Source organism: Citrobacter sp. CK199, from assembly GCF_030333285.1.
Lineage (GTDB): Bacteria > Pseudomonadota > Gammaproteobacteria > Enterobacterales > Enterobacteriaceae > Citrobacter_B > Citrobacter_B koseri.
Genome location: NZ_JAOWGF010000024.1, coordinates 995,170 through 1,008,201 on the forward strand (window position 1 = coordinate 995,170; position 13,032 = coordinate 1,008,201).

The 13,032-nt window shown below is 48.8% G+C and carries 6 protein-coding genes; 2 read left to right on the forward strand and 4 right to left on the reverse strand.

The window, feature by feature from the left end; genetic code table 11:
* Positions 1-224: 224 nt before the first annotated feature.
* The 3 genes from OGX75_RS08735 to OGX75_RS08745 all read right to left on the reverse strand — a co-directional run bounded on the left by OGX75_RS08735 (position 225) and on the right by OGX75_RS08745 (position 9,437).
* On the reverse strand, positions 225-1,736 hold the full coding sequence (locus OGX75_RS08735; RefSeq protein WP_286451177.1) for an EAL domain-containing protein: 1,512 nt from the start codon (positions 1,734-1,736) through the stop codon (positions 225-227).
* Between the two features lie 62 nt (positions 1,737-1,798).
* A complete protein-coding gene (locus OGX75_RS08740) occupies positions 1,799-2,380 on the reverse strand; it encodes a LuxR C-terminal-related transcriptional regulator (protein ID WP_012131411.1) in 582 nt (193 codons plus the stop codon).
* 97 nt (positions 2,381-2,477) lie between these two features.
* Entirely contained in the window at positions 2,478-9,437 is a 6,960-nt protein-coding gene (locus OGX75_RS08745; protein ID WP_286451176.1) for an autotransporter outer membrane beta-barrel domain-containing protein, read from the reverse strand.
* Between the two features lie 918 nt (positions 9,438-10,355).
* On the opposite strand from OGX75_RS08745, the gene lpxP reads away from it, so the two are divergent.
* Both lpxP and ypdK read left to right on the forward strand, forming a co-directional pair.
* A complete protein-coding gene (lpxP, locus tag OGX75_RS08750; RefSeq protein WP_199976285.1) occupies positions 10,356-11,276 on the forward strand; it encodes a kdo(2)-lipid IV(A) palmitoleoyltransferase in 921 nt (306 codons plus the stop codon).
* A 378-nt stretch (positions 11,277-11,654) separates the two neighbouring features.
* Complete coding sequence (ypdK, locus tag OGX75_RS08755; protein WP_010723117.1) at positions 11,655-11,726, forward strand: membrane protein YpdK; 72 nt, start codon at positions 11,655-11,657, stop codon at positions 11,724-11,726.
* A 51-nt stretch (positions 11,727-11,777) separates the two neighbouring features.
* Here the strand turns inward: ypdK and alaC are convergent, their stop codons facing one another.
* A complete protein-coding gene (alaC, locus tag OGX75_RS08760; protein WP_012131405.1) occupies positions 11,778-13,016 on the reverse strand; it encodes an alanine transaminase in 1,239 nt (412 codons plus the stop codon).
* Positions 13,017-13,032 lie beyond the last annotated feature (16 nt).

Sequence of the window (13,032 nt, forward strand, 5' to 3'; positions counted from 1 at the left end):
TTCACAACGTCTGACGCATGCCGTTCGCCCCCTTATCGGGGCGGCGGTATGCCGTTGGCTGGCTGGACGTGCAGAAAAAGACGGCTGACGAGTAAAAAAACATTCAACAATGGCGGTAATCCGTGGTGGATCATTCGTGACAGTCGTGAACTGTATATCGCCCACCACTTACTCCAGGTAATATGCGCATGATATATCGATAAATTTCGCATTATTATCAGAAATTAACACAGTAATACTTTATCGCTCTGAATAATATACTGCATTAAATGAAAACTGGACAATGGCATTGACCAGTAATTCCCCTGTTGTAAAACAACACCGCGCAGTGATAAATAGTGGTACTGCTGATCATTTTCAATACCATCCGCGATAATCGTATAATTTTTATTTACCGCCGAACGAATAATATCATCAACACTCGCGACAGGTTCTTTGGAGTCCGAGATTAATCCGGTAATTGACTTTTCAATTCTGACAGCATCAACCGGAAGGTATAAATTACGGTCAGAATTTAAACGCTCTAAAAATAAGGAACTCATTTTAATTTTAATGCCTTCAACACGTAACCTCCTGAGAACTGAATCAAACTCAAGCGTTGTATCACGATAAACAACCTCAGGAAATTCCAGCGTCAGTTTTACATCGCTGGGCAAGCGTTGTTGAAACTCAACAAACGAATCAATAAGTTCTGGCATAGCGATCATCGATTCACTAAGTCGGAAATTAATGTAGAATGTTCTCGGCAGTCTGAGGCGTAAAGAGAGTATGTCTTTTTCCACCTGTCGTAAAATGAAGTTAACTAATGGAGATATCATCCCGGTTTTATTTGCCAGAGAGATAATCTCTTCATTAATAACGGATGTATCGTTCCCCTTCTTCCATCGCATGACCACTTCTGCGCCATATAACGCCCCGGAAGCACAATTCATGACGGGTTCGTAATAAGGAACGAACTGCTGTTTGCGCAGCCCCCGGCGAAGTTGTATATACCGGGACATCGCGATTCGTTGTAGCGTATAGTTAAACAGAAAAGCGGCAGGGACGGCAATCGCTGCGGATAAAAAGAGAATAAAAATAAAGTTAAGAACAGAAGCAATGCCCGTATGTTCCGGGTATTCCATTACCTGATAATCAAACATATTAGATTGTTGCCAGGCGGAGTTTTGAAAATCAATACTGTTTGTACTGATTAACTTATCATCGGAGAGAATATTTCCATTCACGTTAACAAGTAAACGACTGTCTGCAAGCAGCGACTTAAACCAGTAGGTACTGATCGTCACCACTATTGCGTTATTTCCTCTCACAGTAACGTAGGCTAATACAGGCTCCCCGCGAAATGCCGGCGTTTCATCAACTAAAAATAGCCGATTACCGTTCTCCCCTGCGGTTAAATTGCTGAGTTCAGGTTTTGCCATCCCGGATGAGCAATATACCTGCGAATCCTGCAACAGGAAAATGCCCCCAATATGCGGATAACGGTGTATCTGTTTCGTCAGCATACGCACCGTTTCATCTGAGCAGCGTTCTGTTAAATGCGCGGTCAACGAATCTGATATCTGTTTCGCTTCAAACAGCAGCGAATCTACGCGCTGGATTAATGCTCTTTTGTCATTATCTACCCGGCTGGACGCACCCAGCCAAAAAGTCACCATGCCGGTTATAGTGATGGTTAAGAATACGATCACAAAAACTAGCTTGTTTCCCACCAATCCCCCAGCATGTTGTTTCATTGAGTTCTGTAAAAGTCCCTTTAAATATAAGCAAGACTCATTGTCATCCTGGCTTACGTAGATTAAACCTCTATTAAAACCTCACTCTGCCTTTTTGTAAAGGTTTCAGGCGTGATGACAGAGAGTTTAACCGGTTTTCGCATTTGATTGTTTTTATACTCAACATACTCATGCCACAATCTCAGCCAGGCCAGATACTCAACGAAAAACTTTGTTGTTTTATTGATGCTCAGCTTTCGCAAGGCGTTCATTTTTTGATTACTGATCGTCTTTTCGCTGACCTTGAACTGTTCTGCAATTCGTCGTTGACTGATCCCCTGACAAACTTTTTTTATGACGCGTAACTCACTTACGGTTAATACTTCTCGCTTCCGTCTGACAGCAGGATGAGATTTCGTTTTTGATAGCAGCGTTTCGATTTTGAATTTTCTGTTTTTCTCGGTGAGATAAATACGCCGACAATGTGAAAAAATCAAAATCGGTTCATGGAAAAAAGGCATCTTTGCCTCTTCAGTATCAAGCATATAGAGACAATCGCGCCCCGTATCAAACACAATCAAATTACGGGTGGTATTCAATGCCATTCTTTCTACTAATGCGCTAACCCCAAGATGGAAAAAACTATTTTCTGAGATTACAATCATTCATCCCTCACTCTATTCTTCCTGAAGAAAATTGTTTTTTAATGTTATAAAGATGAGAACTCATGACAGAAAAAGGGGGCACGACGCCCCCTTTCTGCTATTTAAAGTTATATTTAATCCCTATCATTACTGAGGTGTCATTGTATCCTTTATCGCCCATTTGGACGCCGACATTCCCCCAGACATTGAGTTGTGGATTAATTTGTCCCTCAACGCCCGTTTTTATTTCACCCAGATTACGCGCGCCTTCCTGCCGGATGCTGACACCATCCATTTTTGTGCCGAAATCGCGCGTATTGTGGAGCCAGTTCACTTCCACGAACGGCTGGAACTCGCGCGCTTTGCCTTCATCAATCGCGCTGTGGCCTTTCAGGAAAGTACGGACGCCCAGTCGGGTCTGAACGTTGCCGTCCCCTTCACCGCTGATACGTGTGCCATTCGATTCACGATGATCGTCAGCTTCGATGCCCATCCAAATGGCCTGCGCCTGCGGCTGGATAAACCATTCATTTTTAGAACCCTTACTTCCTGCAAATTCACCCAGCTTGTGGGTGTACCCCAGCTCCAGCGACCCGGTGATCCCTTTAGATTTGTACGATTCGCTCTGAATATCCTGGCCTTTGACGCTGTTATTAAACCAGCTGTACTGTGCCCATGAATCCAGATAAGCGCCCTGATGCGTTTCATCATTGGCATACCACGTTGCATACACCCCGGCGCTGTAGCCGTTCACGGAACCGTCAGAGCGATACCCTGTCGATGAGGAGCGCGTGTTGCTGCTGTTGTGTCCATATCCGGCCATGACGCCAAGGTGCCAGCGATCCAGTCCGTCGCCGCTCCAGCGGGCAATATCGCCCCCTACCTGCATCACATAGCGGTTACTCTGGGTTTTAAGCTGACCGGAGCTGTCCCGCCAGGCATTATGCCCACCCGCCTGACGCATCCACATGCTGGTGACTTTCTTCTCGCCCGTCAGCGCGTCAATATATTGCGTTTCGCCAAGACGATCGTGAAGCCGCGTGACAAACAGCGTATTGGCTGCCGCCAGGTTAGCTGTCCAGGAGCCCGGTTCAGGACGGATATCAGGTTCAGGTTTCGGGCCCGGCCCCGGATTTGGATCTGTCTTATGACTGGTTAAATACCAGTTACCGTTGTTGTCGCCCTGACCACGAGCCAGTGAATAATCATACGCCCCGGCCACAATCCTGCCGTCCTGCGTAAACTCACCGTCGGACTGACCATCAACATGAATCACTTCAATGCCATTGATCGTCTGCGCACCAGAACCGCCAGCATTCGTCACGCTGACGCCGGTTGTGCCAGAGGTGTTTCCTTTAACAATCAGTTTATCCGTGACGGAATTATCATCATTCAACGCGGTATTCAGATGAAGATGACCGCCATCTCCCTGATAGTTCCCGTTTACCACAAGCTGATTACCGGCATCTTTACCTTTGCTTCCGGTCCAGATATCGCCGCTGTTCGTCAGATTGCCGCCTACGGTAAAGCTGACAGGTGAAGAAGCCGCTCTGCGAGCCGCGCTGACGTCATCGCCAATCAATAACGTGCCCTGGTTAGCCATATTTCCGGCTACGCCGCCAAACCCGGATAAGCGCCCGTCTTTCCCGATATTGACCTGATGACTGGCCAGCGTGAACGCGTTATCCGCGCTGCCCAGAGTCAGACCACCGGCGTTGATATCCGTCGCGCCGGTCCACTGGGCGCTGTCGCTAAGCGTGACGTTGCCGCTGCCATTTTTCACCACGCTCCCGCTGCCTGTGACACCGTTCTCCAGCGACCAGTTTTCGTGAGTGTTCAGCACAAACTTACCGGCATTCTGAATCGCGGAGGTGCCTAACTGCTGCGCGGAAGAGGCCGTCAGCGTGGAGTCGTTGTCGATGTCGAAGGTCCCGGCAAAATGGCTATTGTTGCCAGCAAGCACCACATCACTGGCATCCAGTGCGACTTTCCCGGCATCGCTGATGCTGTTGTACAGCACGCCCGTGGCGTTGCTCAGATTAAGCAGCCCGGCGGCAACAATATCTCCGGTTCCCAGCCCCAGCGTATTATCCAGCACCGCCGTCGCGCCCTGAGCAATCGTGGTCGTCGCCTTCAGCCCCGTATTCGCCCCGGAGACATTCAGGGTTCCGCCTGCAACGGTGAGCTCCCCGTCGCCCGTCAGTACGCCAGACGCTTCACCGCCGTTTGTCAGCGTCAGATGACCGCCGTTCAAATCGGTCAGAGAGCCGCTTTCAGCCGTGAGCTTGCCGATGGTTTGTGAATGACCGCGCATATCAAACCCGGTATCGCCAGCCAGTTTCAGCTCGCGGGTATTTCCCAGCACGTTATCGTTCAGCATCGCCAGATTACCGCTGCGCACATCGGTGACGCCGCTGTAATCATTGTCCATATTCGACAGCGTCACCGTCTGGCCTTTCTGGCTGTCAAACGCCAGATCGCCGCTGCCGGTCACTCTGGCGCTCAGGTCAGCCGCGTTGCCGCTTTTCCCGTTCGCATCAAGGATAAGCGCATCGGCGTCTTTACCCAACAAATCGACCTGGGTCAGGCCATAGCTGACATAAAGTCCGTCATCACTGTCACCGCCGGTCAGACGATAGTCATACGTTCCTTTCGCCACCACTGCGCCATTCTGGGCGATATCGGCAATGATGCTATCGCTGATCACATTACCGTCTTTATCTTTCAGCACCAGGTTACCGGCGCCCCCCTGAACGGCGGTGTCAGAGGTCGCCAGTTTAATCAATGCCTGCGCGTCATCCTGCTCCAGTATTGGACGATGCGTATCAGCCTGAGGACGATCGTTACTGACCGTTCCGCTGTCAACCTGAACCGTACCGCGACCAGAGAGATCCATCGCGCCAGCGTGAATCGTTCCTAAAGCCGTTGGGTTACCCGGCGTTACGCCGTCAAACTGTACGGTCCCCCCTTTGAAATCCAGACCGCCGATATTCTGCTCGCCGCTGCCAACATGGGTAATGCTGCCATTTCCAGCTTGCAGCGTAGCGTTGCTAAGCGCCTGAGTATTCAGACCATCAAGTTCAAAACGGCTGTTAGTAAGCGCCAGCGTACCGGCAAAACCATCTGCGGCATTATTAGCATCAAAGTTGAAGTGGTTATTCGCCGTATCAACGGCAACAACTCCCGTCCCGGCAAGATGGCTTTTGAAAGTCACATCCGCCGTATTCTTAATACTAAGCTGGCTGGAACCGTCAATGGTGTATCCGGTTCCCGCGCCATCAAGTTCGTCGTCACCCAACCCCAATGCAACGTTGTCAAGGGTAAAAACAGAATTATTCGCCAGCGCAATATGCTCCATGCCGTTAATGGCATCAGCACGGGTTAAAGTGTATGACGAATTCTCAAACTGTAATGTGTCGTCGCCGCTGCCGCCATTTAATGATGTGAACAATGAGCCGCTTTCATTCTCGCTGATATTCTTCAGAATGAAGTTATCTTTGCCGCTGCCACTGGTAATGTCAGTCGCAGTGCTTCCTGATTCAAGGATCACCGTATTGTCGCCATTAAGCAGATTCACCTGACCGACAATATTTGCCCCACTGGCATTGGTGAAGGTAATCCCGTTACCGCTGTTCATTTCCAGCGCAGTGTGGCTGGCATCCAGCGCCAGGATATCGCCTTTATTGATAAAGCTCTCAAGTACGCCGTTATTCAAATCGACCACCGCCGCCTTGTCAGACACCGAGGTCAGTTTGCCGGATTGCTCTACATTCTTCGTCGTCCCCTGGACAACCAGCGCTGATTTCCCGTCACTGTCCAGGACGTTAACGCTGGCGCCGGTTTTCAGGTCGGTGGATGCTCGGGTAATAATCCCGTTCCCCTGAGCACCGTTCACATTGATCACCAGATCTCTGGAGTCAGACATATCCAGCGTCTGATCGGTGTCAGAGCCATCAGCCACGTTCTCAAACAGTATCCCTGTACCGCTGCCATTAATGTTGATCGTGCCGGAGTTGGTTTGCGCCATTGATGCGCCGGTGTGAACACCCACGCCATTACCGACATTAATAGTGGTATTTTTCAACTGAATACCGCTAATCGCGGCTTTGTTTTCAATTGCGTTGCCGCTACCAGCGCTATCCATTGTGATAGACGCACCATCAACCGTCAGACCTTTCGCGCCAGTATCCAGTAAGATCCCGTGAGCGGTGCCCGCCGCCCGGGTTTCACCGTTACCATTCAGCGCCAGCGTGGCGTTGTTCCCAACCAGATAGGCAGCCTGGCCATCCGTTGCGGTCACCACGCCACTGTTGGTCACCTCTGAGTTAGCGCCCTGAATATTAACCGCCACGCCATTCACAGTGACATCAGAATGGTTTTCCAGGATCCCGCCATCCACCAGTATCCCGGTACTGTTGTCAGCCGTGAAATTAATCGAGCCTTCATGGATCAGACGGCCGCCATTTCTGGCGATGTAGCCAAATGCGCCGTCTGCCGTGTTTGCTGTCTCCAGCACCGCATAACTGGTTAATACGGAGTCACCTTTTTGCGCATCATTAACGGAGCCATCAAGGTTGTAATAGTTACCATCAACAATGCCGGCAGTGGTATCTTTCCCGGCCACCCTGACAATAACCGCATCCGAGGTAATTTCGCCCGTCGCGCCTCCTTCAATTCGGATGCCCGTCGCTCCTGTCCCCGTGACGCTAAGAGCAAGTTTACCGGAATCAAAGTGGCTACCAGCACCGGTTGTCCGAATAATCGTTGCGCCATCACCAGAAGCGTTTAGCTGCGCTGAGCTATCGGCAGAACCATAGAAGCTGGCGCCTCCGTCAACGCGGTACAGCGTGGCATTCTGGGTTGACGCGTCCTGAACGCTGGAGGCCGCGTTTTTGATAGTAGAACCCGCGCCAAAAATATAATAGCCCGTCTGATTAACGCCATCTTTGAAATTGACAGTACCATTCTCGGTAACATCAATTTCACCTTTATCACGCGCATGAACCCCAATAGCGCCATCGCCACTTAAATTTACGGTGCCAGACAATATTGCCAGTGCCTTTTCACCCTGGACGTAAATACCATAGTTGGCATAGTGGGTTACTGGGTCCAGTCCACCATTAATATTAATCGTGCCCGAACTGGTTATCTGACCATTTTCCAGCACCTGTATCCCGGTACTGTTCAGGCCGTTCAGATTAATGATGCCATCATGAACGACTTTAGCGGCCTGGGTTCCTGCGCGTGCAATAATACCAATATTCGAAGAAACGGACTCCCCGGTTACAGCACCATTGATATTAATGCTCCCTTTTTGATCGAGAGTTGCATTCCCGCCAACATCAATCGCTGTCGCATTCTGGACTTTACTGCCAATAATAATCTGTGAAGTATCGGAACCGTTATAAGTACCATTACCGTACAGATGAACCCCAATTGACTGCTGCTTGATCGCGATATCCGTGTTTGCATCATCAGGTGCACGCTGCGCCAGGCGACCAATATACAATGTGCCCCGGTTATTAAAGGTGGTGTTTTGTTGGGTAACGACGCCGATGTTGGCACCATTACCTAATATACTGTTCGCCTCATTACTCGCTGCAATATTAATAGCACCATCATTATTAAGCGTGGCATTACCGCTCATCAACACGCCGGTATTACCGTAATAGTTACCTCTGGCCGCAACATTTATCACGCCGCTGCTGTTGTTATTAATTACAGAGGAACCATTAGCCAGAATGGCAATATGCGCACCTTGTGCTACGCCTGCCGCCCCACTTGAGAAAAAATCCGCCATTTCGGGATTTGTGCCCGCATCAATAACGCCGTTGTTATCAACAAAAGACGTATTTCTCGCAGCAATGATATAAGCGCCGCGATAAGTATTACCTGCGGTACCAAGGGTGCCGTTGTTTGTCAGTCTGGCGCCATTTTCCAGGTTAACAACCGTGGCATCCGATCCCACTAACTGAATGTTGGCATCCTTATCGATAACCACATTGGTGCCGCTGCCCACGCCATGAATATAGGATACCGCATCCCTGTTAACAAAGGCTCTGATGGCATCATCAGCCGCAATACTCCCCGTATCAGCGAAGATCCCGTGCAGTGAGGTATCCCTGGCTTTATTCAGTTCATCAGCATATTGCGCCTCCGTTAGCTGAATTTGCCCATCCTGGAGCGCCTGAATCAACGCATCGTTATACGCCTTGAACTCATCAATGTTGGTAATATTCTGCTTACCAATAACGCTGTCAAACTCACCAACAAAATCAGCCGCCGTCATCCATGCCAGTGCATTGCTGGCGTCTTTTATATTGTTATCACTATTCCCCAGTTGAACGACTGTTTTAGACTGGTAGTTAAGGCTGCCGCCATTAGTGACATGATAAGCAGACGATAAGTTTTGCGTATTTACCGAACTTTTCATGATAACGTTGAACTGGTTATCCGCAGCACCGACCCAATTCCCCGTTTTCTGACCGACATCGACATCAAGAGAAGCGCCCGCCCCAACCTGATACAAATTACGATCGACATACTGACCATCTTTTCCGACGGGTTGAGAAACGACAACCCGGAAATCTTTGGCCGCTTCGGTCTGCATATCATTGTTATCATAAACTTTCATCGTTACCGTGCTACCGGTAACGGGGTCGGTGTAATTTATAGATTTGGTCTGCGAGCCCATACGGAAGATATCTTTATCCACCCATTGCCCGGAATCGCCGGTAATTAACCCATCCTCTCTGGCCTGACCAAGCGTTGTCCAGGTATATCCTGTTTCTCCTCGCTGTATTCCAGAAAAACCGCCTGTCAAATGCGTGGAACCAGAAATAATCTCTTCAAACGGATCCTGAGGAGAGAAATCATAAACCTGTAAATCGGCGGCGAATGTGCCAGTCGTTAAAATACACGAAATCGAAACAGCCAGCGCACTCATTAATGGGTATTTTAAAAGACTGCCAAAACTGGTGCTCCCGGCCGTGCTTTTACAATAACCACGCGCTAATTCAGATGCCACGACAAATATATTCAGCCTGGAGTTCCAGATGACTTTAAACACTTTATTCATAATTTTACCATTATTCAAAACGCCGCATTGATACGTGGCAAAACATTAAAAAGACACCATTCGCCCCAACGCATCGACTAGCAAATATCGATTTCTTGCCAGACAAGAAATCCAAATCGTTAAACAACCAATACTTCTCAGAACGTGGCGAGTTTATCACAAGCAACAAACATTGATCGATTACAACGATCGTATAGTTAATTTTGATAGGTGCTAACTATTAAAATTCAAATGATGATCGTTCATAGCGATCAATGCAGGAAAATAAAAATCATAGAAAAAACCGATATTTCCTTTTTAACCACATGATTTATATAGGTATAATTAATTACCTGACTTATATTTTTTATGTTTATTATTGTTTTTTTAAGGTGGAAAAGATTTATTTGATGGGGTAATCTGAACATCGATTATTTAATGTCTTAATTTGTTATCTAATTGATATAAAACATGTTTTTATTTAGTTAAGATTATTCTTAAAATCGCTGTTTTTTGATTTAAAATATCCTTTGTTAACTCATTTAATTAAATGCTTCCATCAATGAGAATATTTAAAGCAATTGTTATCACATTCAGAAGCGTCAGACTCTGACAGGCTTACCGGCCAGAAGCGGCTTTTCAGGGAAAACGAACATGTGCACACACATAAAAAACCATTTAAAAACAATAAATTAATAACAAAACCACCCCCATCAAAAAATATTTACGCATCTTAATTAATAATTTCTGGCTGATATTAATCCCCCGGTGGTACATTAGTTGTCCAAGCATTCATGCCCCTCGTGGTTTTGTCCTGACTAAGCTTTACACTCTTTACAGGAACCATTGTCGTACATGATGGCCTAACTATCGTGAGTGTACCGCTGCGGACAATGAATCTTCTGCGATACATATTGTTCGTATCAACAGAGGGTATTTATGTTCCCACAATGCAAATTTTCTCGTGCGCTACTGCACCCGCGCTACTGGCTTACCTGGTTTGGTCTTACTGTACTCTGGTTACTGGTGCTGCTTCCCTACCCCGTTTTACGCTTCCTGGGTACGCGAACCGGCAGACTTGCCCGTCCCTTTCTGAAACGTCGCGAATCCATCGCCCGTAAGAATCTTGAGCTTTGCTTCCCCAATCTGACGCCGGAAGAAAGGGAAAAGATGATAGTGGAGAACTTCCACTCCCTCGGTATGGCACTTATTGAAACGGGTATGGCGTGGTTCTGGCCTGATAAGCGGGTACGTAAATGGTTTGATGTGGACGGTCTGGATAACCTCATGCAGGCGCAAGCGCAAAAACGCGGTGTGATGGTCGTTGGCGTCCACTTTATGTCGCTGGAATTAGGCGGTCGGGTCATGGGGCTGTGCCAGCCGATGATGGCGACATACCGCCCGCACAATAACTCGCTGATGGAGTGGGTTCAGACGCGGGGTCGCATGCGTTCAAATAAAGCGATGATTGGGCGCAACAATCTGCGCGGCATCGTCGGCGCGCTGAAAAAAGGTGAAGCCGTATGGTTCGCCCCGGATCAGGATTACGGCCGTAAAGGCAGTTCATTTGCCCCCTTCTTCGCGGTCAAAGACGTCGCAACGACTAACGGCACCTATGTGTTATCCCGCCTTTCCGGTGCAGCGATGCTGACCGTCACCATGATCAGAAAAGGTGATAACTCAGGTTATCGTCTGTACATCACGCCAGAAATGGAAGGCTACCCGGAAGAAGAGAACCAGGCGGCAGCCTATATGAACAAGATTATTGAGAAAGAGATTATGCGCGCACCTGAGCAATATCTCTGGATCCATCGTCGTTTCAAAACGCGCCCTTTAGGGGAAGCATCGTTGTATGTTTAAAAAAGGCCGCAAGGCCTTTTTTATTGCCCGGCGCTATCTTTCCTTCCAATATCCCTGTTAACCATCTGGTTTTTATGTGACTTTTTCTGAACAGCAATAGCGTCGCTGAATAGCAATTTATTACCGTCAGAAATTAAACTGTCGCCGAATCACGACAGTTGTAAGTTACTAAAAGTAAATAAAAAAATGCCTCTTGTCTCGCCTCATTTTTAGGCGTACATTAGCGCCGTCTGGAGCAATAACGCACAGAATTCTGAGGTGATGCCACAAGAAAGACGGAGAACATTCTCAATCTCATTCTGGCGGGCACCAGCTCTCTATACACAGGTAAATTTAAGTTCATTTAGGCGTGCTTAAAGCGACGCGGAGAGATGAAACGTGAAATATTTCTTTATGGGCATTTCATTTATGGTCATCGTTTGGGCCGGTACTTTTGCCCTGATGATCTAAATTGAGAAGATGCAGCAAAAAACAGGAGCCAGATGGCTCCTGTTTGCTTTTCTACTCGGTACCTTCTGTTACCGATTTCGCCCCCGCAGGCAGCAGGCCATCTGCGCGGAACATGGTCTTAATACCTCTGATCGCCTGACGTATACGATCCCGGTTTTCTATCAGCGCGAAACGCACATGGGTGTCGCCGTAGTCGCCGAAACCGATCCCCGGCGACACGCACACTTTGGCGTCGTTAAGCAGCTTTTTCGCAAATTCCAGCGACCCCATTGCCGCGTACTGCTCCGGTATTTTTGCCCAGACATACATCGAAGCTTTTGGCATTTCGACCATCCATCCGGCTTCATGCAAGCCTTTCACCAGTACGTCGCGGCGACGTTTATACTGCTCAGCGATATCACGCACGCACTGTTGATCGCCTTCCAGCGCGGCAATCGCCGCCACCTGTAACGGCGTGAAGGTTCCGTAATCGTGGTAGCTCTTAATCCGCGACAGCGCACTGACTAACGTCTGGTTGCCCACCATAAAGCCAATGCGCCAGCCCGCCATGTTGTAACTTTTCGACAGGGTGAAAAACTCCACCGCCACGTCGCGCGCACCCGGCACCTGCATAATTGACGGCGCTTTCCAGCCGTCATATACGATATCGGCATAGGCCAGATCGTGGACCACCAGCACGTCGTAGCGTTTGGCCAGCGCAACCACTTTTTCGAAGAATTCTAACTCAACGCACTGTGCCGTCGGGTTGGAGGGGAAACCAAGAATCATCATCTTCGGTTTCGGGTAGCTTTCACGGATCGCGCGTTCCAGCTCGTTGAAGAAATCCACGCCTTCCACCAGCGGAACCGAACGCACCTGCGCGCCGGCGATGACGGCGCCATAAATATGGATGGGATAACTGGGGTTCGGCACCAGCACGGTATCGCCATGATCGAGGGTTGCCAGCATCAGGTGCGCTAACCCTTCTTTCGAACCAATAGTGACGATCGCTTCCGTTTCTGGATCGATATCCACGTCGTAACGTTCCTGATACCAGCGGGAGATCGCCCGGCGTAAACGCGGGATCCCGCGTGAGGTCGAGTAACCATGCGTATCCGGGCGTTGAGCCACCGTACAGAGTTTCTCGACGATATGAGGAGGCGTTGCCCCATCCGGGTTCCCCATGCTGAAGTCAATAATATCTTCGCCGCGCCGACGCGCAGCCATCTTCAGTTCAGCGGTAATGTTAAAAACGTAGGGAGGGAGACGATCAATACGCGTAAAGCGACGTTCAGGGCGGGTATCAGCCATAGTATCCTCAGATTCA

What these genes read in the sequence shown, in the direction of transcription:
- OGX75_RS08735 (WP_286451177.1), bottom strand. Translation starts at nt 1,736, where the DNA reads ATGAAACAACATGCTGGGGGATTGGTGGGAAACAAGCTAGTTTTTGTG.
- OGX75_RS08740 (WP_012131411.1), bottom strand. Translation starts at nt 2,380, where the DNA reads ATGATTGTAATCTCAGAAAATAGTTTTTTCCATCTTGGGGTTAGCGCA.
- OGX75_RS08745 (WP_286451176.1), bottom strand. Translation starts at nt 9,437, where the DNA reads ATGAATAAAGTGTTTAAAGTCATCTGGAACTCCAGGCTGAATATATTT.
- lpxP (WP_199976285.1), top strand. Translation starts at nt 10,356, where the DNA reads ATGTTCCCACAATGCAAATTTTCTCGTGCGCTACTGCACCCGCGCTAC.
- alaC (WP_012131405.1), bottom strand. Translation starts at nt 13,016, where the DNA reads ATGGCTGATACCCGCCCTGAACGTCGCTTTACGCGTATTGATCGTCTC.